Origin of the sequence: Pseudohaliea rubra DSM 19751 (genome assembly GCF_000764025.1) — a bacterium.
Taxonomy (GTDB): domain Bacteria; phylum Pseudomonadota; class Gammaproteobacteria; order Pseudomonadales; family Halieaceae; genus Pseudohaliea; species Pseudohaliea rubra.
Genome location: NZ_KN234745.1, coordinates 176,105 through 202,445 on the forward strand (window position 1 = coordinate 176,105; position 26,341 = coordinate 202,445).

The 26,341-nt window shown below is 65.1% G+C and carries 24 protein-coding genes and 1 tRNA gene; 6 read left to right on the forward strand and 19 right to left on the reverse strand.

What is annotated here, in order from left to right:
• The first annotated feature begins 13 nt into the window (after window positions 1–13).
• Window positions 14–1,174, forward strand: coding sequence for a cation:proton antiporter domain-containing protein (locus HRUBRA_RS00825; protein WP_035513532.1), 1,161 nt, complete (start codon window positions 14–16; stop codon window positions 1,172–1,174).
• A 103-nt stretch (window positions 1,175–1,277) separates the two neighbouring features.
• On the opposite strand, the gene HRUBRA_RS00830 is transcribed toward HRUBRA_RS00825, so the two are convergent.
• Window positions 1,278–2,207: an FAD-binding protein gene (locus HRUBRA_RS00830; protein WP_035513534.1), complete on the reverse strand. Its 930-nt coding sequence runs from the start codon at window positions 2,205–2,207 to the stop codon at window positions 1,278–1,280.
• Window positions 2,207–2,956, reverse strand: coding sequence for an electron transfer flavoprotein subunit beta/FixA family protein (locus HRUBRA_RS00835; RefSeq protein WP_035513536.1), 750 nt, complete (start codon window positions 2,954–2,956; stop codon window positions 2,207–2,209). The genes HRUBRA_RS00830 and HRUBRA_RS00835 overlap by 1 nt, the downstream gene beginning before the upstream one ends.
• 227 nt (window positions 2,957–3,183) lie before the next feature.
• Between HRUBRA_RS00835 and HRUBRA_RS00840 the strand changes: the two genes are divergently transcribed.
• The 5 genes from HRUBRA_RS00840 (at window position 3,184) to HRUBRA_RS00860 (ending at window position 9,187) form a co-directional block, all read left to right on the forward strand.
• Window positions 3,184–4,320, forward strand: coding sequence for a sulfotransferase (locus HRUBRA_RS00840; protein WP_052094231.1), 1,137 nt, complete (start codon window positions 3,184–3,186; stop codon window positions 4,318–4,320).
• A 2-nt stretch (window positions 4,321–4,322) separates the two neighbouring features.
• Window positions 4,323–5,456: a glycosyltransferase gene (locus HRUBRA_RS00845; protein WP_035513697.1), complete on the forward strand. Its 1,134-nt coding sequence runs from the start codon at window positions 4,323–4,325 to the stop codon at window positions 5,454–5,456.
• A complete protein-coding gene (locus HRUBRA_RS00850) occupies window positions 5,453–6,187 on the forward strand; it encodes a DUF2334 domain-containing protein (RefSeq protein WP_052094232.1) in 735 nt (244 codons plus the stop codon). The genes HRUBRA_RS00845 and HRUBRA_RS00850 overlap by 4 nt, the downstream gene beginning before the upstream one ends.
• Window positions 6,178–7,440 carry a valine--pyruvate transaminase gene (locus HRUBRA_RS00855; protein WP_035513539.1) on the forward strand — a complete coding sequence of 421 codons (1,263 nt, stop codon included), beginning with the start codon at window positions 6,178–6,180 and terminating at the stop codon, window positions 7,438–7,440. The genes HRUBRA_RS00850 and HRUBRA_RS00855 overlap by 10 nt, the downstream gene beginning before the upstream one ends.
• A gap of 91 nt (window positions 7,441–7,531) precedes the next feature.
• The gene (locus HRUBRA_RS00860) at window positions 7,532–9,187 is read left to right on the forward strand and encodes an electron transfer flavoprotein-ubiquinone oxidoreductase (RefSeq protein ID WP_035513702.1); all 1,656 of its coding nucleotides are present in this window, start codon (window positions 7,532–7,534) and stop codon (window positions 9,185–9,187) included.
• Between the two features lie 27 nt (window positions 9,188–9,214).
• On the opposite strand, the gene HRUBRA_RS00865 is transcribed toward HRUBRA_RS00860, so the two are convergent.
• The 17 genes from HRUBRA_RS00865 to fabG form a co-directional block, all read right to left on the reverse strand.
• Entirely contained in the window at window positions 9,215–9,751 is a 537-nt protein-coding gene (locus HRUBRA_RS00865) for a DUF1285 domain-containing protein (protein WP_035513540.1), read from the reverse strand.
• A 145-nt stretch (window positions 9,752–9,896) separates the two neighbouring features.
• A complete protein-coding gene (locus HRUBRA_RS00870) occupies window positions 9,897–11,777 on the reverse strand; it encodes a SurA N-terminal domain-containing protein (RefSeq protein WP_035513543.1) in 1,881 nt (626 codons plus the stop codon).
• Between the two features lie 121 nt (window positions 11,778–11,898).
• Complete coding sequence (locus HRUBRA_RS00875; protein WP_035513545.1) at window positions 11,899–12,174, reverse strand: HU family DNA-binding protein; 276 nt, start codon at window positions 12,172–12,174, stop codon at window positions 11,899–11,901.
• Between the two features lie 126 nt (window positions 12,175–12,300).
• Window positions 12,301–14,721, reverse strand: a complete 2,421-nt coding sequence (lon, locus tag HRUBRA_RS00880) for an endopeptidase La (protein ID WP_035513547.1) — start codon at window positions 14,719–14,721, stop codon at window positions 12,301–12,303.
• 128 nt (window positions 14,722–14,849) lie between these two features.
• A complete protein-coding gene (gene clpX, locus HRUBRA_RS00885) occupies window positions 14,850–16,142 on the reverse strand; it encodes an ATP-dependent Clp protease ATP-binding subunit ClpX (protein ID WP_035513549.1) in 1,293 nt (430 codons plus the stop codon).
• A gap of 137 nt (window positions 16,143–16,279) precedes the next feature.
• A complete protein-coding gene (clpP, locus tag HRUBRA_RS00890) occupies window positions 16,280–16,927 on the reverse strand; it encodes an ATP-dependent Clp endopeptidase proteolytic subunit ClpP (protein ID WP_035513551.1) in 648 nt (215 codons plus the stop codon).
• An 80-nt stretch (window positions 16,928–17,007) separates the two neighbouring features.
• On the reverse strand, window positions 17,008–18,336 hold the full coding sequence (gene tig / locus HRUBRA_RS00895) for a trigger factor (protein WP_035513554.1): 1,329 nt from the start codon (window positions 18,334–18,336) through the stop codon (window positions 17,008–17,010).
• A 77-nt stretch (window positions 18,337–18,413) separates the two neighbouring features.
• A tRNA-Leu gene (locus HRUBRA_RS00900) sits at window positions 18,414–18,500 on the reverse strand.
• A gap of 176 nt (window positions 18,501–18,676) precedes the next feature.
• Complete coding sequence (locus HRUBRA_RS00905) at window positions 18,677–19,744, reverse strand: beta-N-acetylglucosaminidase domain-containing protein (protein WP_052094233.1); 1,068 nt, start codon at window positions 19,742–19,744, stop codon at window positions 18,677–18,679.
• A 273-nt stretch (window positions 19,745–20,017) separates the two neighbouring features.
• Entirely contained in the window at window positions 20,018–20,368 is a 351-nt protein-coding gene (locus HRUBRA_RS00910; protein ID WP_035513556.1) for a PilZ domain-containing protein, read from the reverse strand.
• Complete coding sequence (gene holB, locus HRUBRA_RS14540) at window positions 20,365–21,381, reverse strand: DNA polymerase III subunit delta' (RefSeq protein ID WP_161787581.1); 1,017 nt, start codon at window positions 21,379–21,381, stop codon at window positions 20,365–20,367. Before holB ends, HRUBRA_RS00910 begins: the two co-directional genes overlap by 4 nt.
• Entirely contained in the window at window positions 21,378–22,025 is a 648-nt protein-coding gene (gene tmk, locus HRUBRA_RS00920; protein WP_035513557.1) for a dTMP kinase, read from the reverse strand. The genes holB and tmk overlap by 4 nt, the downstream gene beginning before the upstream one ends.
• The gene (mltG, locus tag HRUBRA_RS00925; RefSeq protein ID WP_035513559.1) at window positions 22,026–23,057 is read right to left on the reverse strand and encodes an endolytic transglycosylase MltG; all 1,032 of its coding nucleotides are present in this window, start codon (window positions 23,055–23,057) and stop codon (window positions 22,026–22,028) included.
• Window positions 23,039–23,878: an aminodeoxychorismate lyase gene (pabC, locus tag HRUBRA_RS00930; protein WP_035513561.1), complete on the reverse strand. Its 840-nt coding sequence runs from the start codon at window positions 23,876–23,878 to the stop codon at window positions 23,039–23,041. The genes mltG and pabC overlap by 19 nt, the downstream gene beginning before the upstream one ends.
• Before the next feature lie 7 nt (window positions 23,879–23,885).
• A complete protein-coding gene (gene fabF, locus HRUBRA_RS00935) occupies window positions 23,886–25,127 on the reverse strand; it encodes a beta-ketoacyl-ACP synthase II (protein ID WP_084592374.1) in 1,242 nt (413 codons plus the stop codon).
• Window positions 25,128–25,242: 115 nt separating this feature from the next.
• The gene (gene acpP, locus HRUBRA_RS00940) at window positions 25,243–25,479 is read right to left on the reverse strand and encodes an acyl carrier protein (RefSeq protein ID WP_035513564.1); all 237 of its coding nucleotides are present in this window, start codon (window positions 25,477–25,479) and stop codon (window positions 25,243–25,245) included.
• Between the two features lie 118 nt (window positions 25,480–25,597).
• Complete coding sequence (fabG, locus tag HRUBRA_RS00945; RefSeq protein ID WP_035513565.1) at window positions 25,598–26,341, reverse strand: 3-oxoacyl-ACP reductase FabG; 744 nt, start codon at window positions 26,339–26,341, stop codon at window positions 25,598–25,600.

The following is a 26,341-nucleotide window of genomic DNA, read 5'->3' on the forward strand; positions in this document are numbered from 1 at the left end:
TGCCGGGGGCCCCGTGGAAGGCGCGTCCATCACCTTCTCTTTCTTCCTGATCTTTTCCGGTGCGGCAGTCTTCGCTTCGGTTGCCCTCTATACGCGGCAACCCCTGATCATCGCCTATATCGCCCTCGGCGCCTGCATCGGGCCCTACGGCCTCAGCCTGGTGCCGGACCTCAAGCTGTTATCGGACATCGGTCACATCGGAATCATCTTCCTGTTGTTTCTGCTTGGCCTTGATATGCAGCCCCGGGCGCTTTTCGCCACCTTGCGTAATGCCACGGTGGTGATGGTGATCAGTTCGACTCTGTTTCTCCTGGCCGGCTATGCCCTGGCCCTCCCCTTTCTGCCAACGCGCCTTGATGCGCTCGTGGTGGGGGCCGCGATGATGTTTTCATCGACCATCATCGGCATCAAGCTGTTGCCGACCACAGTGCTGCATCACCGGCATACCGGTGAGTTGATGGTAGGGATGCTGCTGCTCCAGGACCTGCTTGCGATTGTTGTGCTCATGCTGCTCATGGGCGGCGACGGCGGCGGCAGCGCGGCCGCCCTGTCGCTGCTCAGCCTGCCGCTCCTTGGTGCCGGGGCCTGGGTCGCCGTGCGCTTCGTATTGCTGCCGCTCATCGCCCGCTTCGATCGCTTCCACGAGTACATTTTTCTGGTCGCTATCGGCTGGTGCCTGGGCGTGGCGGAAGTGGCCCAGCTCCTCGGCCTCAGTGAGGAGATCGGCGCCTTCATCGCCGGCGTAACCATTGCTACCAGCCCCATCGCCCAGTACATCGCCGGCAGCCTGCGGCCGCTTCGCGATTTCTTCCTGATCCTGTTCTTTTTCAGCGTCGGCGCCCGCTTCGACCTCGGTCAGCTGGACCGCATCCTGCTGCCGGCGCTGTTGCTGTCTGCGCTGGTGCTGGCGCTGAAGCCGGTCACTTACCGCTATCTCCTCGGCGGCATGAGCGAGAGTCGCAGCCTCGCCTGGGATCTGGGCTTCCGCCTGGGCCAGGCCAGCGAGTTCTCTCTGCTCATCGCCTATATCGCTTTTGATCGGGCGCTCATCAGCCAGGATGCCTCCCTGCTTATCCAGGCCACCACGATCCTGACACTTCTGGCCTCGTCCTATATCGTGGTGCTCAACTACCCCACCCCGATCGCCATCTCGGACCGGCTTCGGCGGGACTAGGCACAGCAAGAAATCGGGTATTAAGAAGAAACCAGGCCCAGGACAAAAAAAGCCGGCACAGGGCCGGCTTTCAGGGTAGTTGCCCGGCGGGCGGGGGCAGCTGTCAGAGTTTGCCTTCCAGCTCCGGCAAGGCCTCAAAGAGGTCCGCCACCAGGCCGTAGTCGGCGACCTGGAAGATCGGTGCGTCCTCGTCCTTGTTGATGGCGACGATGACCTTCGAGTCCTTCATGCCTGCCAGGTGCTGGATGGCACCGGAAATGCCCACAGCAACGTAGAGGTCAGGCGCCACGATCTTGCCGGTCTGGCCAACCTGCATATCGTTCGGCACAAAGCCAGCATCCACAGCCGCCCGGGATGCGCCAATGGCCGCCCCGAGCTTGTCGGCGATACCGTCGAGAAGCTTGAAGTTATCGCCGTTCTGCATGCCCCGGCCACCGGAGATAACCACCGGTGCCGCGGTCAGTTCCGGGCGATCAGACTGGGCCAGTTCCTCACCGACGAAGCTGGAGAGCCCGGCATCGTGCACCGCGTCCACAACCTCGATGGCGGCAGAGCCCCCCTCGGCCGCGACCGGATCGAAGGCCGTTGCCCGCACCGTGATCACCTTCTTGGCGTCGGCCGTCTGCACCGTGGCGATAACGTTGCCGGCATAGATCGGCCGCTTGAAGGTGTCCGCAGCCTCGACGGCAATGACATCGGAGATCTGCGCGACGTCCAGCAGCGCTGCCACGCGCGGCATGATGTTCTTGCCACTGGTCGTGGCGGCGGCAACAACGTTGTCGTAGCCGGCGGCAAGCTCGGCAATCAGGAGGCTGGTGTTCTCGGCAAGCGCATGCTCGTAGACGGCGTTATCGGCGACCAGAACCTTGCCGACGCCCGGCACCTTGGCGGCGGCTTCGCCTGCAGCACCGCAGCCGTTGCCGGCCACCAGCACGTCAATGTCGGCGCCAAGTGCCTGGGCGGCCGCGACGGCATTCAGGGTGGCCGGGTTGAGGGTCGCGTTGTCGTGTTCGGCTACTACCAGGGTTCCCATCAGATCACCTTCGCTTCGTTCTTCAGTTTGTCCACGAGCTCGTCGACGCTTTCAACCTTGATCCCGGCCTGGCGCTCCGCCGGCGGCTCGACCTTCACCAGCGTCAGGTGCTTTGTCACCTCCACGCCGAGGTCTGCAGGGGTATAGACGTCCAGTTGCTTCTTCTTGGCCTTCATGATGTTCGGGAGCGACGCATAGCGGGGCTCGTTCAGGCGCAGATCCGTAGTGACAATGGCCGGGAGCGTGAGGCTCACCGTCTGCAGGCCACCGTCAACCTCCCGGGTCACCTGCACCCGGTCACCGTCAACCTTGACCACGGAAGCAAAGGTACCCTGGGGCATGCCGGCAAGAGCGCCCAGCATCTGTCCAGTCTGATTGTTGTCGCCATCGATCGATTGTTTGCCCAGGATGACGAGCTGCGGCTCTTCCTTCTCAACCACTCCCTTGAGGAGCTTGGCGACAACCAGCGGCTCCACGGCGCCTTCGGTCTCGACCTGGATACCCCGGTCGGCGCCGAGAGCCAGAGCCGTGCGGATCTGTTCCTGGCAGGCCTTGTCGCCGATCGAGACGGCAATGACCTCGGTCGCAACACCGGCTTCCTTGAGGCGCACGGCTTCCTCGACCGCGATTTCGCAGAACGGGTTAATAGACATCTTGACGTTATTGAGGTCGACGTCGGATCCGTCGGCCTTGGCGCGGACCTTGACGTTATAGTCGACCACGCGCTTCACAGCGACCAAAACCTTCATGAAAACTCCAGTGTCGTGTGGTTGAAAGGGGGTGGGATCACACAGCGAACTGTCACAGCGGGACCCGGGCTGCGCCCCGGGGGGCGGAATCGGCGACACATGTTGCCGAGTTTGTGCGGGGGGGTCAATAGGAGTGTCCCGCCCGGCGGTGGCGCAAAGCGGCGGTTCGCCCGTGCCGGCGTTACCTGTAGACTAGGTGCCTTTTTCGGGCCACGGGGCGGGAAACCATGCTGCAGAGCTTTCTGGTCGCCATGGCCATTTACGGTCGCTGCTACCTGCGCAGTGTTCTGCCGGGGCGGCATCCGGCGGCGCCCCTCGGCCCGCGAAGGCTCCTGTTCCTGCTTCTCTTCCCGCTCTTCCTCCTCCTGCAGCTACTGCACTGGCTGGCTCTGGCGCTGGACGAGCTGTTGTTTCCGGACTATCGCCAGCAAGCCCTTCAGCGCCCGGTCTTCATCGCAGGCATCCCGCGCAGCGGCACCACCTATCTGCACCGGCTACTCGCCAGCGGAGAGGGCTTCACCACCGTGCGCACCTGGGAGGCGCTGCTCGCCCCTGCGATCTGCCAGCGCCGGGCTCTGCGGGCCCTCGCCCGCCTGGACCGGCGGCTGGGCGCCCCTCTCGCGCGGGCCCTGGACTGGCTCATTGCCCGGGGCAGTGGCGACTTTGCCAGCGTCCACGCCGTCGGGCTCCAGGACGCGGAGGAAGACTACCTCTGCCTGCTGCCGGTGGCCGGTTGCTTTCTGCTGCTCATGGCGTTTCCCTTCGACCGGAACCTCGAGCAGCTGGGCACCCTGTCGACCCTGCCCGCACGCCGACGCCGTGCGTTGATGGCCTTCTACCACCGCATCCTGCAGCGCCACTGCTACTGCCACCCGGGCGAGCGTTTCCTGTCGAAAAACGCGGCCTTCGCCAGCTGGCTCCCCTACCTCGCCGAACGCTATCCGGACGCGATGTTTGTTCTTTGTGTACGCCAGCCGAGCACGGCGCTGGCCTCGCAGCTCAGCGCCCTGCGCCCGGCCCGCCGCCTCTTCGGCACGGATCCGGATGGCACCCGGACCACAGCGCGTTTCCGGCGCCTCTACGGCGCTTTTCTGGACGATCTGGTGGCCTTTGCCGCCGCTGCCCCCGGGCGCGTAAAAATCCTGGCGCAGCGCGACCTGCGCGCCGCACCGGCGCCGGTGGCCGCCGCCCTCGCCGACTGGCTTGGAGCACGCAGCGGAGCGCTCCCACCCGCTGAGGCGCCCGGAGGCCATCGCTACAGCCTGGCCGCCTTCCGCCTGTCGGCGGAAAGCGTGGACCGGGAGCTGGGCGCTGCCTACAGCGCTCTCCTGGCCAGCCCGGCGCGTCTGGCGATCGCGCCGTGAGCATGCAGAGGACCACTGCCGGAGGCGATCTGCCCGGCCGTCCCCTGCGGGTAGCCTTTTTCTCCGACGCTCTGCCAGAGCGCAACGGCACGGGCGCCTATTATCACGATCTGCTTCCTCAGCTCGGCCCGCACCTGGCGGGGCTGGTCATGTTCCAGCCCAGCGCTCAGCCGCCGGGGCCGCTCCTGTCAATCCCCATGCCCGGGGACCCGAGCCAGCGCCTCGAGGCGCCGCCGCTGCGACGTACCAACCGGGCCCTGAAAGCACTGAGGCCGGACGTAGTCGTTGTGGTCACGCCCGGTCTCTACGGCCTTCTCGGCTGCTGGTACGCACGGCGGCGGGGCCTGCCGCTGGTTGCCGCCTTCCACACAGACTTCGAGCGCCTCGCCCGCCTGTACTGGCCGCCCTTGGCGCGCTGGCTGGTCAACGTCGTCGTCGGTACTGCCAACCGTCTGATCTGCCGCCGCGCCAGGCTGGTCCTGATCAACAACACTGGACTCACGGAAGCCGTACGCGGCTATGGCGCCGGCCACGTTCAGGTCGTCGGTACCCCGCTGCCCCGGGTGTTCCTCGAACAGCCGGGCCGGCCCATAGCCGGGCGCCTGTCCCGGGTCTGCTTTGCCGGCCGCCTGGCGCCGGAAAAAAATGTCGAGCTCGTGATCGATGCGGCCCGGGTACTGCCCGACGTGGAGTTCGTCATCGGCGGCGAGGGCCCGCTGCGCGAAGCCCTCGAGCAGCGGGCAGCGGGGCTCGCCAATGTGCGCTTCACCGGCTGGCTCGACCGTCCGGCACTTATCGACCTCATCGACAGTGCGAGCCTGCTGCTGCTTCCATCGCGCTTCGAGACCTTCGGCTCTATCGCCCTCGAGGCCATGGCCCGGGGCCGCCCGGCGCTGGTCTCGACGGCGGCGGGGATCCACGACTGGCCCTTGTTGCGCCCCGGGCTTATACCTTTTGCGCCGGGCGACAGCCTTGCAGAGTGCCTGCATTCGCTTCAGGCTTATGGCCCGGGGCGCTGGGAAAGGATTGAGCGCCAGTGCAGGACCTCCGCGGTGATCCTTAACAACGCCACCATCGATGAGTGGCAGGGTCTCCTCCGCACAGTGGTCGCTGACAACGGCAGGGAGACGCGATGAAACCAACGGCCCTCGTATCCGTTCACGACGTGATGCCGGACACTCTGCCGGCGGTGCAGGGCTGCCTCGCCCTCCTCGCCCAGTTCGGCATCAGCCGCACGGCGCTGCTGGTTGTTCCCGGCGCCGGCTGGAACGACACCGGCGTGGCGGTGCTGCGGGAGCTGGCGGGCGCCGGCCACGAGCTCGTGGCCCACGGCTGGACCCACCACACGGTGCCGCGCACCGCTTATCACCGCACGCACGCGGCACTGCTGTCGAGGAATGTGGCCGAGCACCTGGCCCTCGACCGCGGCGGTGCCATTGCCCTTACGTACCGCTCCCGGGACTGGTTTCTAGAGCGCGATCTGCCCGCGCCACACACCTATATTCCACCAGCCTGGGCCCTGGGGCGGCTGCGGGGTAGCGCCCGGGAGGAGCAACCCTTCGCCGTTCTCGAGTCCCTCCGCGGGGTGCACCTGCGCGACGCAGCGGGAACTTTCCGCTTTGTATCCCTGCCCCTGGCTGGTTTCGAGGCGGATACGAGGCTGCGCGCCGAGTTTCTAGGCAAGTGGAACCGACTGCAGCTGCGCCAGGCGCGGCGTCGTGGCCGTCCCTTGCGCATTGCCGTGCATCCGAGAGATCCCGAGCTGTTGCTGGGCCAGCAGCTGCGGGCCGTACTGGGCCTTGGCTGGACACCGCTTACCTACGCCGCTCTGTGCCCGGTGCAGGGTGCTGTCGCGCTGTGCGCCTGAGCCGCTTCGGCGAGAAGTTCGCGGGACGCTCCGGGGTCGTGGACCTTATGAGCGACCTCGGCGAGGCGCTGCGCGCCGATCCGGAGCTGGTATTCATGGGCGGCGGCAACCCCGCACGCGTTCCGGCAGCGGAAGAGACTTTCCGCAAGACCCTCGAGGCGCTGCTCGCCGAGCCCGGGGAGTGGCAGCGCCTGGTCGGGGCCTATCAGTCGCCCCAGGGTAACCCGTCCTTTCGTGAGGCTCTCGCCCGCTACCTCCGCGACCGTTACGGCTGGGAGGTGGGGGCGGAGCACATTGCTGTCTCCAATGGCAGCCAGTCGGCCTACTTTATCCTTTACAACCTCTTCGCCGGCGCCATGCCCGACGGCAGCCAGCGACGCATCCACCTGCCGCTGGTCCCGGAGTACATCGGCTATGCTGATGCGGGCCTTTCAGCTGATTTTTTCTCCGCCACAGCGCCGGCCATTGAGCTGCTGCCAGACCGGCAATTCCGCTACCACGTGGCCTTTGACCAGTTGGTCATCGACGACGGCGTTGGGGCGCTGTGCGTTTCCCGACCCACCAATCCCACGGGCAACGTGCTCGGGGCTGCCGAGCTCGAGCGCCTCGGTACCCTGGCGCGCTCAGCGGACATCCCGCTGATCGTCGACGGCGCCTATGGCGACCCCTTCCCGGCGATCACGTTTACCGAAGCCGCACCCGCCTGGGACGAGCAAACGATACTTACCCTGAGCCTGTCCAAGCTCGGACTCCCCGGGGCACGCACCGGCATCGTGATCGCCGCCGAGCCCATCGTCCGCGCCTTCGCAAGCGCCAGCACCATCATCAGCCTGGCCGCCGGCAACCTCGGGCCGGTGCTGGCGACGCGTATGCTCGAAGACGGCACCATGGACCGGGTCAGCGGCGAGCTGCTGCGTCCCTTCTACCGGGCGCGCTGCGAGGAGACCCTTGCCGGATTGCACCGGGAGCTTGAGGGCCTGCCCTGGCGCGTGCACCGGCCCGATGGTGCCTTTTTTCTCTGGCTCTGGTTCGACGACCTCCCGGTGCCTTCGCAGGAACTCTACCGGCGCCTCAAGGCGCGCGGGCTCCTGGCCATCCCGGGAGAACGGTTTTTCATCAGCCTCGATCCGGCCTGGGCTCACGCGCGCCAGTGCCTGCGCCTGTCCTACGCCCAGGACCCGGCAGTTGTCGCCCGCGGCCTGCGCCTCCTCGGGGAGGAACTGCGCGCTCTCTATGGTGCCGGGCTGAACTAGTTTTTGGCTCCCAGCCCGCTTATAATCCCTTTGCTTTTCAATCTCTTATCCCCACTCCCGGAAGGACGCAGCGAACATGCAGGAGACAGCCGTGGAACGCGAGTCAATGGAATTCGATGTGGTTATCGTGGGCGCCGGGCCGGCCGGCCTCTCCGCCGCCTGCCGCATCATGCAGCTCGCCCAGGCCCATGAGCACGAACTCACGGTCTGCGTGGTGGAGAAGGGCTCGGAGGTCGGTGCACATATCCTGTCCGGTGCTGTGCTCGAGCCCCGCGCCCTCGCCGAGCTTTTCCCGGACTGGCAGGACATGGATGCCCCGATCCAGACGCAGGTGACGGAAGACAACTTCTTCTTTTACACCAGCGCTAAGGGCGCCGTGAAGTTGCCGAACTTTCTCATTCCAAAGCCCACGCACAACGAAGGCAATTACATCGTCTCCATGGGCAATGTCTGCCGCTGGCTCGCGCAACAGGCGGAAAATCTTGGCGTTGAAGTCTACCCGGGCTTTGCCGCCGCTGAGGTTCTCTACCACGAAGACGGCCGTGTGAAAGGCATCGCTACCGGCGACATGGGCATCAGCGCCAGCGGCGAACAGAAAGACAGCTACATGCCGGGCATGGAACTCCACGCCCGCTATACGCTGTTCTGCGAGGGCTGCCGCGGTCACCTTGGCAAGCAGCTCATGGAGCGCTTCAACCTCGCCGCCGATCGCGACCCTCAGCACTATGGCATCGGCATCAAGGAGATCTGGGAAATCCCTGCAGACCAGCATCGGGAAGGCCTTGTGGTTCACGGCCTTGGCTGGCCGCTCAAGGAAAGCGGCACCTCCGGCGGCGCGTTCATGTACCACGCCGAGAACAATCAGGTGTACCTGGGATTCATTACCGATCTGAATTACAGCAATCCGCACGTCTCGCCCTACGACGAGTTCCAGCGCTGGAAGCATCACCCGGAGACGCTCAAGTATCTCGAAGGCGGCTCACGGCTCAGCTACGGCGCGCGAGCCATTGCCAAGGGCGGCCTCAATTCCCTGCCGCGCATGCAGTTTCCCGGCGGCCTGCTCCTGGGCTGTGACGCGGGGACCCTCAATGCCGTCAAGATCAAGGGTAATCACACGGCTATGAAGAGTGGACTGATCGCCGCCGAGGCGGTGGTCGAGGGCCTGCTTCAGGGCGACGACGCGCCCGCAGAGCTGAGCGGGTTCGAAACGAAACTCAAGGAATCCTGGCTCTACGACGAGCTTTACCGGACGCGGAACTTCTCCGGTTTCATGCACAAGTTCGGCTTCATGGTCGGCTCGGGCATGGTCTGGCTTGACCAGAACATCTTCGGCGGCAAGCTGCCCTTCACGCTGAACGACAGCAAGCCGGACCACGCCACCATGAAACCGGCGGACCAGTGTCCGAAGATCGACTACCCGAAGCCGGACAACGTTATCAGCTTCGACAAGCTCTCCTCGGTGTTCCTCTCCAACACCAATCACGAAGAAGACCAGCCCTGTCATCTGACGCTGAAGGACCCTGAGATCCCCATCGGGACAAACCTGCCGCTCTACCATGAGCCCGCCCAGCGCTACTGCCCGGCCGGTGTTTACGAGGTGGTGGAAGAGGCGAACGGCGATAAGCGCTTCCAGATAAACGCGCAGAACTGCGTGCACTGCAAGACCTGCGATATCAAGGATCCCTCGCAGAATATCGTCTGGGTCACACCGGAAGGTTTCGGCGGCCCCAACTACCCGAATATGTAGCGGCGGAGGCCACGCCCTGGCGGGGCTTCAGGCGAGGGGGAAACGCTGGCCTGCGCTGTAGATGACTGTTTCGCCGTCCTCATCGACCGCCAGGTTGACGAGGCGCGGCCAGGCCTTGCGGCTGAATAAAGCCGTCAAACCGTGCTCAAGGCTCACCACCGCCGCCCCCGCGGCAGCAGGCTCGGTGAACAGCGGGTGATCAGCGTCGATGGCCACCTGGCGCCCCGTGTTGCAGGTGGCCAGCAGGGTTGCCTGGCCGGCCTCCATGACAGCCTCGACGTCTTCCACGACCAGCGGGTGCAGATCCACGGCAATCCGCCACTTCTCTACCGGTGTCACCAGATAGTAAGCACCGTCGTTTTCCCGGCGCAGGATACTGGCAAACAGACGCACCAGCGCTTCCCGGCGGATCGGTGTACCTTCGTGGAGCCAGCTGCCGTCTGCGAGAATGCGAATGTCGATGGTGCCGGAGAGTCGCGGGTTCCACTGCTCCAGGGGCGGCCCACCGAGCCCGCTGCGCGCCGCTTCAAGCTGGCGCTGCACGTTGTCGAGGCTGTCACTCATGCAGGGATCTCCACGATAGGGGCCGTCCCTTTCCGCCAGGTGATGTTGCATGCCTGCAGGCAGAATAGCTGCCGCAACCGGGTCTCCCGGCCGCGACGGTCTATGCTACGCGACGTGGCGACGGTGTAAGCGCCGCCAGGGGCGCTCAGTAGACCTCAACTTCCGCGCTGGCGCGTAGCGCGCCTTCGTAGGCCCCGATGATGATGCTGCCGTACTCGCCGGCGATACTCCGGCGCAGCTGATTTTCGCGTTGCGCCGGCAGGTTCTCCAGGCTCCCGGGGGTGACCCGGGTGAGTTCGACCAGAAAGATATCCCCTGCCGGACTGCTGACCAGCTCACGCACCGGCGCCTCGCCTTCAGGCGGGGGCAAGGTGAAGACCCGGCGCCCCAGGGCAGTTGGCAGCGCATTAGCCGAGCGCGTGGCGCCGAGCTCAACCTGCCATTCGTACTCCCCTGCACTGGCCAGAGCATCCAGCCTTTCCCCTCCAGCCAGTGCCGCCAGCAGCCGTTCGCCTTCTTCCAGCGCCGCGGCCCGGGCCCGCTCGGCGGCTATGCGCGTGGCGATCTCGTCGCGCACGGCATCAAGCGGCTGCCGCTCCGGCAGGTGGTGTGCGTCCGCGTGCAAGACAAGATAGCGCTGCGGGGCAAGCTCAAGTACAGGACTGTTGTGGCGCTCGACCAGTACTTCTTCGGAAAACAAGGCACTTTGCACCCGTGGATCGGCAAAGCGCCCTTCGGCGCCCTCCCGGGGTATGCCTTCCGCACGCTCTACGGTCAGCCCGAGGGCCTCCGCAGGCGCCGAAAGGTCCTCGGCATTGAAGGCGCGATCTCGCAGGTCTTCCACGATCCGCAGCAACTCATCGCGCGCGGCACTCTCGCGCAGGCGCTGGGCGAGCTGGCCCCGCACCTCTTCGAAGCTTACCGCCTTGCCCTCCCGCCGATCGAGAATCTTGATGATGTGCGTGCCGGCGTCCGTTTCCACCGGCGCGGACACTGCATTAACGGCGAGTGCGCTGATCGCCTGCTCCATGGCGGCCGGGAAGGTATCGCCGGCGGTGTAGCCAAGATCCCCCCCCACCGAGGCGGAGCCGATGTCATCGGACAGACGGCCGGCGACGGCGGCAAAATCCTCGTCACCCGTTGCTGCTGCCTGGGCCTCCGCGATGCGAGCCGCGTAGGCCGCATCGCTCTCGTCATCACTCTGAATGAGCAGGATGTGCGCAACGCGCGCCTCCGTGGGGACGTCGAAACTGTCGCGGGTGAGGTCGAACTCCTCGCGCAGAGTCTCCTCGCTGACGGGCTCTTCGAAGTCCTCCAGGGTAAGCTCGATGTAACTTACGTCAACACTCTCAGGCGTCATAAAACGCTCGGGATGGTCGTCGTACCACGCAGCAACCGCTTCAGCCTCGACGGTATCCGTTTTATCGAAGCGGTCCACGGGAATCGCCAGATAGCGCAGGTCCCTCTGCTCGCCGGCTATGCGTGCCTGCAGCGCCAGCTCCGCCGGGGTGGCAAAGTCGCTGGCGGCCAGCCCCGCGCGCAGCTGGTTGGTAACCAGGTCCTCCCGCAGGCTTTCCTTGAACAGGGCCGGCGTGAAGCCAGCGGTCGCGAGAACGCTGCGGAACAGATCCTGATCAAAGCTGCCAGCCACTTGAAACTGCTCCATGTCGCCGACAACGGCGCCGATGGTCTGTTCGGCGGTCATCAGCCCGAGGTCACCCGCCGCCTGCACAAGCAACTCCCGCTGGATCAACGTTTCGATGGCCTGGCCGGTGAGCCGGTCATCGTCGAGGAGTGACGGGTCTGCATCGTCGCCGAGCATCGACAAGAGTTGCCGGCGCTGCAGGTTGACGGTCTGCTGAACCTCGAAGGCCGTGATCGCCTCGCCGTTGACCTCGGCCACGCCGCTCTGGCCGCCACCGAGCAGAATCGACTCGATGCCGAAGAGCGCAAAGGAGACAACGATCAGGCCGATGATGACCTTGGCCAGGGTGCCCTGGATATTGGAGCGGATGTTCTGGAGCATGGTGAGTCGCAGTCGCGTTAGTCAGGAATGACAGTGTCGGATACAAAAAGAGCGCACCCGTTGAGTGCGCTCCCTGTGCCGGAGCTACCTGGCTCGCCCCGGTGCCGGCCGTGGATCGTGGTCAGCTGTTGACCGCGTCCTTGAGCGCCTTGCCGGCCTTGAAGCCCGGCACGTTGGAGGGCGCGATCTGGATCGTGGCGCCGGTCTGCGGGTTGCGACCCTCGCGGCCGGCCCGGGGCTTCACGGTGAAGGTACCAAAACCCACGAGGGACACCTGGTCACCCTTCACGAGTGCCTTGGTGATGTTGTCGATAACGGCGTCAAGCGCGCGGCCCGCGTCGGACTTGTTGATATCGGCATCGGCCGCGATTGCATCAATGAGTTCGGATTTGTTCACTGTGATCCCCTTCGGTAATGGACGCCGTGCCGGCGTGTTCAAGCTTTGTTTTATCAGGCTGGAAAGGCCCGCGCAGGAAGGACGGCAGGTTATACCACGGCCCGACGCGCGGTCAACTTGACTGCATCAGTGAGTGTTCATGCGCGCCTCGTCGCCCTCCTCGCCGTCACTTCCGGACGGCTGCCGGTCGGGGGCAGGCGCGAGGTAGTCGTCGTCACTCAGCGGCTCCGGCGCCTTCTCCAGGGCAAGCGCCAGGACCTCGTCGATCCACTTCACGGCAACGATCTCCAGATCTTCCTTGATCTTAAGGGGTACCTCCTTGAGGTCGCGCTCGTTTTCCCGGGGGATAATCACCGTTTTTATCCCGCCGCGGCGCGCCGCAAGGAGCTTTTCCTTGAGACCGCCGATGGGCAGCACCTCACCACGCAGGGTGATCTCACCCGTCATGGCAACATCGGCCCGCACGGGAATGCCCGTGGCGACCGATACCAGAGCCGTGCACATGGCGATACCTGCGCTGGGACCGTCCTTCGGCGTAGCCCCCTCCGGCACGTGGATATGCAGGTCGTGGGTATCATGGTAGCGCGCCGGGATGCCGAGAAGCTGGGAGCGGCTGCGCACCACCGTGCTTGCCGCCTGGATGGACTCCTGCATGACGTCGCCGAGGGAACCGGTCTTGACGTAGCGCCCCTTGCCGGCGACTGTCGCAGCCTCGATGGTCAGCAGTTCGCCGCCAACGGAGGTCCAGGCCAGGCCCGTGACCTGGCCGATCTTGTTCTCTTCCTCGGCCACGCCATAGTTGAACTTGCGCACGCCGAGCAGATCCTCCAGGCCATCGGGCCCTACCTCGGTGCCCACTTCGGCCTCACTGAGCGCGATGTGCTTGACCATCTTGCGGCAGATCTTGGCGATCTCCCGCTCCAGCGCCCGCACACCGGCCTCGCGGGTGTAATAGCGGATGATATCGATGATTGCCGCGTCGCTGAGGGCGATCTCCCCTTTCTTAAGGCCATTGACCTTGAGCTGCTTTGGCAGCAGGTAGCGGAGGGCAATGTTGAGTTTTTCATCCTCTGTGTAGCCGGGGATGCGGATCACTTCCATCCGGTCCAGAAGCGGCGTCGGAATGTTCATGGTGTTCGAGGTGCACACGAACATCACGTCCGAGAGGTCGTAGTCCACCTCCAGATAATGGTCATTGAAAGCGTGGTTCTGCTCCGGATCCAGCACCTCGAGCATGGCCGAGGCGGGATCACCGCGGTGGTCCATGCCCATCTTGTCGATCTCGTCGAGCAGGAACAGCGGGTTGCGCACACCGGCCTTGGCCATTTTCTGGAGGAGCTTGCCGGGCATGGAACCGATGTAGGTACGGCGGTGGCCGCGGATCTCCGCCTCGTCGCGAACCCCGCCCAGGGCCATGCGCACAAACTTCCGGTTGGTGGCCCGGGCCAGGGACTCGCCGAGCGAGGTCTTGCCGACCCCCGGCGGGCCCACCAGACAGAGCACCGGGCCCTTGAGCTTGCGCACACGCTTCTGCACCGCCAGATACTCGACGATGCGTTCCTTGACCTCTTCGAGGCCGTAGTGATCGGCATCGAGGATGTCCTGGGCGCGCTTGAGGTCATGCTTGACCCGACTGCGCTTCGACCAGGGCACGCTGACCATCCAGTCCAGATAGCTGCGTACCACGGAGGCCTCTGCTGACATGGGCGACATCATTTTCAGCTTCGACAGCTCACCCAGGGCTTTCTCCCGGGCCTCATCGGGCATGCGCGCCTCGTTGATCCTGGCCTCCAGCTCCTCGGCCTCGTTCGGCGCGTCGTCCATCTCCCCGAGCTCTTTCTGGATCGCCTTCATCTGCTCGTTGAGGTAATACTCGCGCTGGCTCTTCTCCATCTGCTTCTTGACGCGGCCGCGGATGCGCTTCTCCACCTGAAACAGGTCGATTTCGGCTTCCATGAGGCCCATAAGGTGCTCGAGGCGGGGCTTTACATCAGCAATCTCGAGGATGCGCTGCTTTTCTTCCAGGTCCACGCCCATATGCGCGGCGATCGTGTCCGCCAGGCGACCGGGCTCGTCGATACCGGACAGGGAAGTGAGCACTTCTGCGGGCACCTTCTTGCTCAGGTTGACATACTTTTCAAACTGACTGGACGTGGAGCGGACCAGGCCCTCGGCCTCGCTCTCGTCAGGCTCGGCGCCTTCGATCTCACGTACGCCGGCAACCGCGTAGGCGCCATCGTCATCGACGGAATCCACTGCGGCTCGATACAGCCCTTCCACCAGCACCTTGATGGTGCCGTCGGGAAGCCTGAGCAGTTGCAGGATATTGGAAACGGTACCCACCTGGTAAATGTCGTCGGCACCGGGGTTGTCCTCGGCGGCACTGCGCTGGGCCACAAGGAGGACCTGCTTGTCGCCGCTCATGGCTGTCTCGAGCGCGTCGATGGATTTCTGCCGGCCCACGAAGAGCGGCAGTACCATGTGCGGGTACACCACGACGTCGCGCAGGGGAAGCAGGGGTAGCTGCAAGGCGGATACATCGCCCATAAAATTCTCCGGGTCTGTCACCTGTAATGATCAGTGTTGGGGCGCGACGGCAACTTTACAAGCGCCGCCGCCCGCCGGCGCTTGCCAGTGATCCGATGCCGGAAACGGCGAGAGCTCGCCGGGGACCGTCAGTCCTCCGGCGCCGCGGCGCGGGCCGGTTCGCTGTTCTGGTAGACGAGCAGGGGCTCCGAGTCGCCACGGATGACCGATTCGTCGATCACGACCTTGGCCACATCGTCCCGGGACGGGATGTTGTACATGGAGTCGAGGAGCACGCCCTCAAGGATGGAGCGCAGACCCCGGGCGCCGGTCTTGCGATCCATGGCCCGCTCGGCGACAGCGCGCAGGCCGTCCTCGCGGAAATCCACCTCAACACCTTCCATCTCAAACAGCTTGGCGTACTGCTTGGTGAGGGAGTTCTTCGGCTCGGTGAGAATCTTCACCAGGGCCGTGACGTCCAGTTCCTCGAGCGTGGCGATTACCGGCAGGCGACCGACAAACTCGGGGATAAGGCCATACTGCACGAGGTCTTCAGGCTCAAGTTCGAACAGCAGCTCACCGACGTTCCGGTTCTCATCCTTGCTTTTGACCTCGGCCGAAAAACCGATACCGCCCTTCTCGGAACGGTTACGGATGACTTTGTCGAGGCCGGCGAAGGCGCCGCCACAGATGAACAGGATGCTGGAGGTATCCACCTGCAGGAACTCCTGCTGCGGGTGCTTGCGTCCCCCCTGGGGCGGTACCGAGGCTACTGTGCCTTCGATGAGCTTGAGCAGTGCCTGCTGTACACCCTCCCCGGAAACGTCACGGGTGATTGAGGGGTTGTCCGACTTGCGGGAGATCTTGTCGATCTCGTCGATGTAAACAATGCCCACCTGGGCCTTTTCCACATCGTAGTCGCACTTCTGCAGGAGCTTCTGAATAATGTTCTCGACGTCCTCGCCGACGTATCCGGCCTCGGTCAGCGTCGTGGCATCGGCGATAGTGAAAGGCACGTCGAGGAGCCGCGCGAGGGTTTCAGCGAGCAGGGTCTTGCCGGAACCCGTGGGGCCCACGAGCAGGATATTGCTCTTGCTCAGCTCCACATCCTCACCACGACCGCTGCTACCGTAGCGCAGGCGCTTGTAATGGTTGTACACGGCGACGGAGAGGACTTTCTTGGCGCGCTGCTGGCCGATGACATACTCGTCGAGGATGTCATTGATTTCCCGCGGGGACGGCAGCCGGTCCTGCTTGTCGTCGCTGCCGGCCTCCTGAACCTCCTCGCGGATGATATCGTTGCAGAGATCCACGCATTCGTCGCAGATGAACACGGAGGGGCCCGCAATCAACTTGCGCACCTCGTGCTGACTCTTGCCGCAGAACGAACAGTACAGAAGCTTTCCGCTGTCGTCTCCGCTGCCGGAGGATTCCTTACTCATCTAACCGCCTGTCTCTCTGCCTGCTTGCCGGCAGCTCAAAAGCCGCCCTGATCACGGCCTCGGCCGCGACTCTCTACGCTCCAAGGGTGAGGTTTTTTCGGCGCCTTTGCAAGTCACCGCCGCCCCGGGGGCCGCTGTCAGACCCCTGCCGGCGCTGTGCCACGGGCGCTGACGACCGTGTCGACCAGGCCGTAGTCACAGCTCTGGTTGGCGTCCATGAACCGGTCGCGCTCCGTGTCGCGCTCGATCACCTCAATCGGCTGGCCCGTGTGCTCCGCCATCAGGCGGTTCAGACGCTCACGGATGATAAGGATCTCCCGGGCCTGGATATCGATGTCAGTCGCCTGGCCCTGGGCGCCGCCGCTGGGCTGGTGGATCATCGTGCGGGCATTGGGCAGGATGAAGCGCTTGTCCTTTGCCCCGCCGCAGAGCAGGAACGCGCCCATGGAGGCCGCCTGGCCGACGCACATGGTGCTCACGTCGGGCTTGATGAACTGCATCGTGTCGTAAATCGACAAACCTGCGGTCACGGAACCGCCGGGGGAGTTGATGTAGAGATGCACATCCTTATCGGGGTTCTCCGACTCCAGGAACAGGAGCTGCGCCACAATGAGATTCGCCATTTGATCCTCGATCGGACCCACGACAAAGATGACGCGCTCCTTGAGCAGCCGGGAAAAGATATCGTAGGAGCGCTCACCCCGGGATGTCTGCTCCACCACCATCGGCACGAGGCCGAGGTTCTGTACCGTTTGCCGCTCGTAACCGCCGGGCTGGTTGGCCATATGCTCACTTCCTCTAGCGCGGGGCCCGCAGGAAGCGGGCGCTGGTTTGCGTCCACCCCGGGGTGGACGCGGGTTCGGGTTCAGATGTTGTTCGCCTGCTGGCCGAGGCTGATTGCCTCCTGATAACTGCAGGGCGCCTCGGAGACCGAGGCCTGCTCGAGCAGAGCTTCGACCGCCTGATCTTCCAGCACTTTTGATTCTACGGCCTGGAGCTGCTCCTGGTTCCCGTAGTACCAGTTGATGACCTCTTCCGGCTCCTGATAGGTCGAAGCCAGCTCCTCGATCTCGCCGCGTACACGCTCCGGGTCCGCCTTGAGCTCGCGCTCGCTGATGAGCTCCGCGAGCAGCAGACCCAGCTTGACCCGGCGCCCGGCACGCTCGGCGAACATCTCATCCGGCAGCAGGGACTTGAGATCGAGGTTCTGGGCGCTGGCGCCGCCGAACTGCTGGAACATCTGCCGGCGCATGCCGTCGACTTCCTGGGCGATGAGGGCCTGCGGCACCTCAAGATCATCATGGGCTTCGAGCAGCGAATCCATTACCTGCTGCTTGACCCGGGCCTGGGTCGCATTGCGCAGCTCGCGCTCCATGTTCGCAGCGACTTCGGCACGGAAACTCGCCTCGTCATCGCCCTCAACACCGTAGGCAGCGAAGAGCTTTTCATCGAGCGGTGCCAGCTGAAGCTCGCTGACACTGTTGACTTTGACCGCAAATTCAACCGCCGCGCCCTGCAGACTCTCTTCCTGATAGTCTTCGGGGAAGGTCAGGGCGAGACGCTTTTCCTCGCCGGGGCTCATGCCGGTAATACCGTCCTCGAAACCGGGCACCATGCGACCGCTGCCCAGCTCCAGCTCCGTGCCCTCACCGCTGCCGCCCTCAAAGGGCTCACCGTCACGGGTGCCCGTGAAATCGATATTGACCTTGTCGCCCTCCTGGGCCGCGCGCTCGACTTCCTCCCAGCTGCCTTGCTGGCGACGGAAGACGTCGATGATGTTGTCGACGTCTTCATCGGTGACGCTGGCGGCGGGCTTCTCTACGGTGAAACCGGAGACGTCCTTCAGGGTAACCTCAGGGAACACCTCAAAGGTGGCGACGTACTCGAGATCCTGACCGGCCTCAAGATTGCGCGGCTCGATCGTAGGCTGGCCGGCCGGGCGCAGCTTCTCCTGCATTACCGCGTCCTGGAAGCTCTGACTCATGACCTCACCGAGCACCTCCTGGCGGACCCCTGCACCAAAGCGCTGGCGCATCACCCGCATGGGTACCTTGCCGGGCCGGAATCCTGGCAGCCGCACATTCTTTTTGGCCTGCTGCAGCCGGTTATCGACCTCCTGGTCAACCCGCTCCGCGGGGACCCCGACGGTCAGGCGTCGCTCGAGGCCGGAGGTCGTTTCGATGGAAACCTGCATGGTCTATCCTCACAGTGGTTGCCGGCGGCGCCGGGCGCCGCTCGCTGTCATACTCCGGCCCAAAGGCCGCTTGCACCTGGTGCGGAAGGAGAGACTCGAACTCTCACGCCGTTTAAGGCACTGGAACCTAAATCCAGCGCGTCTACCAGTTCCGCCACTTCCGCCTGAACACGCTCTGCACCTGCCCGCCACCACGGCAATCGCGTCTAAACTGGACCCAAGTCCATGAAAATAAAGCGGATTTCAATCTTGTTGGCAGGCTGGCGGGCTCGCTTCAAGGCGCGAGATTCTGCCACAAGCCCCCTACCCGTTCAACTGGCCTGCGCTCACTGGCCCGCACTCAGTCTGTAAGGCAGTCCGGGTCGAAGGCCCAGGCGCCGTCGAGCCAGGCCAGCAGTTCGCGCGGCGCCGAGCCCGGCAGTGCTGCGTAGCGCTCGCGCAGCCGCCGCCGCTCGCCCCGGTCGAGCTGGTCCCGGGGCCGCGCCTCGAAGAGGGGCGCGTCCTCCGCCAGTGCCGCGGCGACCGAGGGCCCCAGACGCTCCTCGAGCCACTGCGCCGCGCTTGCAATCCGGCCATGCAGCTCAGCAAGGCCAGCCAGAGCGGGTAGTGAGAGCGCGGGCTGGTTCATGGCGTTGCACAGGTGGCCTGCACAATGTGCTCCCAGGGCGCCGCCACGCTGTGGTGGTGGACCGAGGTAGAGATGCAGGGAGCGCTTTGCACCATCGTTTACCGGCCAGTTGTCCCAGAGGGTCAGCGGGCGGCGGAAAGCTGAGCTCGCCGCGGCGAGGTCCGCGCCACTGATGGCCGGGGCACAGACCTCGGGGCCGGTCCAGAAGATGCCCGCCCCCGGGGGTAACGCGGCGCCCAGGGCCTCCCGGTAAGCGTCGGGCCGGGGGCCGAAAACGCGGTCGAGAACCGGGTCGTCACTGTAATAGGTCGGGCAGACCAACAGGCGCTCGGCCCGGCTCCAGGCCGCGACATCGGCAACGATCTCCCCCTGGCGCGCAGCGAGGTCCAGGGTATCGCCGGGCATGTCATCGAAGAGGATGGCCAGCAGCGCCGCACCGAGATCATCGAGCTGACGGACGCGCACCTGCAGTTTGCGCCGGGCCGACGGGCCGTAATCCTCGTACAGCTTGAAGGGCGACAGGCCCAGGCCCAGCATAACGCCCGAGGAGCGGGCGTGGCCTGCCAGCCGCTCCAGCGCGGCAGTCTCGGCTGCAGGCCAGGGTAGCGACCAGCGCCGCCGAAGGTGCGCATCGGCCTTCGGGGCGTACAGGTAGGCGTCGAGTCCGAGGTCGCCCACATCGGTCACCAACTGCCACCGCTCAGCCGCTGACCAGGGACGGCCATAAAACCCTTCAATGGCTCCGGTGAGCCTGGAGGTCGCGATGACGTTAGCAGTCATGGAGATTTCAGGGCTCTTTTTTTATAGCAAAATGAACTAAATATTCCCCTAAAGGGGCATGGAAAATTGTCATGATTCAGCGATACTTAAGTCGTGATCCCATTTCCTCGCAGGAATGTGTGGTCGCAAGAGCAAACCCAATTGCTCTTCGAAGGAAGAAATTCCTTTATGTTTCACTCCTAATGGTCTTATTGGGCTCCTTTTTGGAGCCCACTTTTTTATTGAATATCATTGTGTTAGGAGTGGAGGCAAAAGTAATACTCTAACTATTTTTCACATGGTGTGGGTAGGTTTTTCCGAGGCGAGAAGACCAGCCAGGTACTCCTCAATCTTCGCATTCGCGCCCGCATCCTGCTCGGAGAACTGTACGCCGATGCCGGCAGTGCGATTGCCCTGCGCACCGCGCGGTGTAACCCAGATGACCCGCCCCGCAATGGGTATCTTTTCCGGCTCCTCCATGAGGGTAAGCAGCATGAAGACCTCATCCCCCACCTCGTAGGACTTGTTCGTGGGTACGAAGAGCCCGCCGTTCTTCACGAACGGCATGTAAGCCGAGTACAGGACGGCCTTGTCCTTGATGGTGAGGGACAAGATGCCCTGGCGGCTGCTGTGGTCGTCGCTCACGGGCGCGTCACCGGCGAAAATACGGAACGGAGTTTAGCATTGCCGCCCCGCTCTCCCAAGCGCGTCTCGACGGCGCCCAGTAACGTTGTGCGTACCAGCTCCGGCTGCGGGTTGGCACCGGCGGCGACCGCCCGCGCTGCGCCCAGCACCTCGTCCAGGCTGGCGAGGAGGCCGTGGCCGCGGGGACCACGCAGCGCCGGACCTTCGAGCGCCCGCACGGCGTCCTGCAGACCGCGGGCCAGGAGCTCAAGAAACCCCTCCAGCGAAAGCTCTGCCAGCGCTACCTCGACCGCCGGTGCTGTCGTGCGCCCCGCAAGCAGGGCCTCCAGCGCCGCCCGCTGCCTGCTCGCGGCTGCAAGCTCCCCCTCGCGAAGCAGCGCGGCCGCCCGCAGCGGCCGTCGCGCCGCCAGGGCCAGCGCCTGCCGCGCGGTTTCCGGGTCGCCGCCCTCCGCAAGCCACGGCAGGCACTCCGCCTCGACCGGCACCGGGAACCGCAATACCTGGCAGCGGGACCGTACCGTCGCTGGCAACCGGCTCTCCGCACCGGTGACCAGGAGCAGGTAGGTCTCCGCCGGCGGTTCTTCCAGGGTCTTCAGAAGCGCATTGGCCGCCGCGGCGTTCATACGTTCCGCCGGCGCGATGAGCAGCACCTTGCAACGCCCGAGGCTCGCTGTTTGCGTACCGAAGGCTATGGCCTCACGCACCTGCCCGACAGAAATGACCAGACCCTTGCCCGTAGGCTCAAGGACGAGGAAGTCGCCGTGAGCACCGCTCGCCGAGAGGCGGCAGGCCTTGCAGTGTCCACAATTCATGCCCTCCACCGGCGCCTCACAGAGCAGATAGCGGGCGAGAGCCTGGGCGAAGCGTTCGCAGCCGAGCCCCGGGAGACCAGCCAGGAGCAGTGCATGGGGGAGGCTGCCGTCCCGATGGCTGGTCAGGAGCCGCTCCCAGGCAGCGTGCTGCCAGGGCAGTGGCGGCGTGACCGGCGACAGCGTTTCCAACTCGTCGCTCACTGCCGGTCCCCGTTCTCGCAGGCCAGCAGCTCTGAGCAGATTACATCGAGCTGCGCCCGCACTGCAGACAAGGGCTGGCCCGCATCGATCACCCGATAGCGGCCGCTGCTCTCCCGGGCCAGACGCAGGTAAGTGGCGCGCACACGCTCGAAGAAAGCGACCTGCTCCCGCTCGAAGCGGTCCAGGTCGCCGCGGCCGCGCGCGCGCTCGATGCCGAGGGTCACGGGGGCGTCGAGAAGCAGCGTGCAGTCCGGCCGCAGCTCGCCCTGCACCAGAGTCTCCAGTTGCTGCACCCAGCGTGCTGGGAGCTCCCGGCCACCGGACTGGTAGGCGTAGGTGGCGTCCGTGAACCGGTCACAGAGCACCCATTGCCCCGCTTCCAGTGCCGGTCGGATGCGCCGGGCCAGGTGCTGGGCGCGGGCCGCAAACATGAGCAGGAGTTCGGCAAGATCGTCCACTGGCTCTTCGCGCACGGCCAGCAACACCTCCCGGATGTCCTCGGCAAGCGCGCTGCCCCCCGGCTCGCGGGTCGTCACCAGGGGAACACCGGCGTCACCGAGCCGGGAAGCGACATGCGCAAGCGCCGTGGACTTGCCGACCCCCTCTCCGCCTTCGAGGGTTATAAAAAGACCCCGGCCGCTCACCTACCCGGGTCCCGGTGCAGAGCGGTAATCGGCGCGTCGGCGCAGCTGGTAGTCGCGGACTGCGCGCCGGTGTTCTTCGAGCGTGTCGCTGAACACATGGCTGCCGTCGCCCCGGGCGACGAAGTAAAGGGCGCTGCCCCGGGCTGGCTGCACCGCGGCAAGCAGTGAGGCCCGTCCGGGCAGCGCGATGGGCGTGGGCGGCAGGCCGTTGTGACGGTAGGTGTTGTAGGGATTGCTGTCATCCTTGAGGTGTTCCCGGCGGAGGTTGCCATCATACCTTTCTCCAAGGCCATAGATGACTGTTGGATCGGTCTGCAGGCGCATGCCGCGGAGCAGGCGGCGAACAAAGACGCCGGCAATGCGGTCGCGCTCTGCCGGCACGCCCGTTTCCCGCTCGACAATAGACGCCAGCACCAGTGCTTCGTAGGGCTCACCCAGCGGCAGCTCCGGTGCCCGCTCTTCCCAGGCCACCCCGAGCGCGGCCACAAGCGCGGCGTGCGCGCGCTGCAGCAGCGCCCAGTCGCTTTCACCACGACGATAACGATAGGTCTCTGGTAGGAACAGACCCTCGGCAGAGGCGCGCTCCGGAGCGAGGCCGAGAAGCCGCGGGTCCCGGGGGCCGTCGAGCACACTCTCCAGGGGATCCTCCCGGGCGAGGATCGCGAGGGCCTGTGCGAGGGTAATACCCTCGGGCAGCGTCACCTGGTACTCGATGACCGCGCCCGCCACCAGCTGATCGAGAATCTCTGCGGCCGTCGGCGCCCCGCTCAGCAGATACTCGCCGCGATGGAGCCGTCCGTCGAGACCTGTATAGCGGCCGTAAAGTTCCAGCAGCAGCGCGTTCTCGATAATGCCTTCGGCCTGCAGGCGGCGGCTGACACCGGCCAGGGACTCGCCGGCGCCCACCACAAGCCGATAACCGCCGGTGGGCAGCGTCGCCGGCTGCTGCCAGCGATTAACGATCCAGAGCGCGCCCAGCGCAGCGACCAGGCACAGGCCCAGAAGCCCCAGCGCTAGGCGACGCTTGCGCACAGTGCCTCCCGGTACGCCACCTGCAGCCGCTCAATCATCGGATCATCCCGCCACTGTCGCTGTTCATAACGGCCCACGGCTACGATACCGCGCAGGCTGTTGCAGCAGAAAAGCCCATCCGCAGTCTCGATGGCATCGGGGCCCAGCGTCTGTACCCGGCAGGTGAGGCCCAGCGCGGGAGCCAGCGTTTCAAGGAGCAATCGGCGGCGCGTCCCGGCGATGCCGCAGGCCGTGAGATCCGGCGTGGTGAGCACGTCCCCATGAAGCGCAAACAGGTTGGCACTGGTCGCGGCAATAACCGCGCCGCCGGTGTCACAGACCAGAAGTTCATCGAGCCCCCGCGCCCGGCACTCCCGGGCGGCAAGTACCTGCTCAAGGCGATTGAGGTGCTTGAGCCCGGCAAGCGCCGGCTGACAGGCCCAGCGCAGGGCAGCCAGGGCCGTGTGCAGCGGGGCCGCAGCGGCGAGGGGGTCCCGGGGCGCGGGCGACAGCTCGATGACCGTGCGCGGTATCGGCTCCGCCGGAGGGCCGTAACCCCGGGGCCCGCCTCCCCGGGTGACCGTGAGGCGCACCGCAAGCCAGCGGTCCGGCGCCGGATCTGCCGCCTCCAGGCTCGTAACGAGGTGAGTCCGCCAGGGGGGTTCGGGGATGCCCAGCCGCTCGAGGCCGGCACCGAGGCGCTGCCCATGAAGCTCCAGCCAGGCCGCCTCGCGGCCACGAAAGAGCAGCGTCTCGAAGATACCGTCGCCATAGGCGAAACCGCGATCCGGCAGGGGGAGTGAAGACGCCCGGCGGCCGTCAACGAAGAGGCCGGTCGTCATGACGCCCTCAGGCGAGCTGGCTGAAGACGAGGGTGCCGTTGGTGCCGCCAAAGCCGAAGGAATTGCTGAGCACGTGGCGCAGGGAACGCTCCTGCGCCGCATGCGGGACGTAATCGAGATTGCAGCCCTCGTCCACGTTGTGGAGGTTGATGGTCGGCGGGGCGACCTGGTCGCGCAGCGCCAGGATCGAGATGATCGCCTCCACCGCACCGGCCGCACCGAGGAGGTGGCCGATCATCGACTTGGTGGAGCTCACAGCGACCTTCGACGCCGCTGGGCCGAGCACCTCCTCAATGGCCCGGCTCTCGGCGCGGTCGCCAGCCTGGGTGGAGGTACCGTGAGCATTGATATAGTCGATGGCGTCCGCCGGCAACCCCGCATCGGTAATGGCGTTGCGCATGGCAAGGGCGGCCCCGTGGCCATCTTCCGGCGGCAGGGTCATGTGGTAGGCATCACCACTCATGCCGAAACCGGTGAGCTCCGCATAGATGTTTGCGCCTCGCGCCCGGGCGCTTTCGTACTCCTCGAGGAGGAGCACGCCGGCACCGTCACCGAGCACAAAGCCGTCGCGATCGCGGTCCCAGGGCCTGGATGCTGCTTCCGGATCATCGTTTCGGGTAGAGAGGGCCCGCGCGGCGGCAAAGCCACCGAGCCCAACGGGCGTAGTCGCCATCTCTGCGCCGCCGACCAGCATGGCGTCTGCATCGCCCTGCGCAATCAGGCGCCCGCCAAGACCGATGTTATGCGTCCCCGTGGTGCAGGCGGTGACCAGGGCCAGGTTGGGGCCCTGCATACCGTAGCGCACGGACAGCGTGCCGGCGATCATGTTGATGATAGAGCCGGGTACGAAGAACGGCGAGATGCGTCGCGGACCGGCCGTGCGCACGATCTCCGTATTTTTCTCGATCTGGCCGATACCGCCGATCCCCGAGCCGATGGCGCAGCCCACGCGCGCGGCGTTGGCCTCGGTGATCACCAGGCCGGCGTCTTCCATGGCCTGGATGCCGGCAGCAGCACCATATTGTACAAAGGTATCGAGCTTGCGTGCTTCCTTGCTGCTCAGGTAGGGCGAGACATCGAAATCGCGTACGCTGGCGGCAAAACGCGTGCTGTAATCGCTGACGTCGAAGGCGGTGATCGGCGCCGCGCCGCTGCGACCAGCCAGGAGTGCTGCCCAGCTGTCGGCGACGGTGTGACCCACGGAAGTCACCGCGCCCATACCCGTGATGACAACTCTTCTGCCCTTCAAGGCTTCCGCTCCCCTAGTCTACCGTAGCGGCGCATGACCCACCTGCCCGGTCCGCCACAAAAAAAGCCGCCCTATCGCGCAATAGAGGCGGCCTCGGGGCGGGCAGCTACAACAATCAGGCGAGATGTTCGTTGATGTAATCGATGGCCAGTTTGACCGTGGTGATCTTCTCGGCTTCCTCGTCGGGAATCTCCGTCTCGAATTCCTCTTCGAGGGCCATCACCAGTTCGACCGTGTCGAGAGAGTCGGCGCCGAGGTCCTCAACAAAAGACGCCTCGGTGTTCACCTCTTCCTCTTTCACGCCGAGCTGCTCGGCGACGATCTTCTTTACGCGTTCTTCAATGCTGCTCATGACTGTTGTTGTCTCCTGCTGCTATAAGGGGTGTACCCGATTGAGACGCCCTCTCAGGGGGCGAAGTTTACAAGTTTTTACGGGGCAGTAATAGGACTTTTCCGGCTCGAAAAACAGCCTAGGTCATGTACATCCCGCCATTGATATGGAGCGTTTCACCGGTCACGTAGGCGGCCTGCTCAGAGCAGAGAAACGCGACCACAGCGGCGACTTCCTCCGGTTCACCAAGACGGCCCAGGGGGATCTGCGCCAGCATGGCCTGGCGCTGGTCGTCGCCGAGCTCCCGGGTCATGTCTGTGTCGATGAAGCCCGGCGCGACGCAGTTCACGGTGATATTGCGCCCACCGAGTTCCCGCGCCAGCGCGCGGGTAAAACCGCCGGCGCCCGCTTTGCTGGCGGCGTAGTTACTCTGACCGGCGTTGCCCATGGCGCCGACCACGGAGGTGATGTTCACGATGCGACCCCACCGCGCGCGGGTCATGGCCCGGGCGCAGGCCTTACTCACGCGATAAAGAGCTCCGAGGTTGGTGTCGATCACCGCGTCCCACTCTTCTGCCTTCATGCGCATAAGCAGGTTGTCGCGGGTGATGCCGGCGTTGTTAACCAGCACCAGCGGCGCGCCGAACTCGTCTGTCACCGCTTTGACAAGCGCGTCGACGGAGGCCGCGTCGCCGACGTCGAGCACCCGCCCCGCACCGCGGTCACCAAGGTCCTCGTCGATACGCGCTGCGCCGGCCTCGCTCGTGGCTGTGCCGACCACCGTATGCCCCGCAGCGGCAAGTGCATGGGCTATAGCCCGGCCGATGCCGCGGCTGGCGCCGGTTACCAGGGCGACGCGGGCTTCTGCATTCGCTTCACTCAT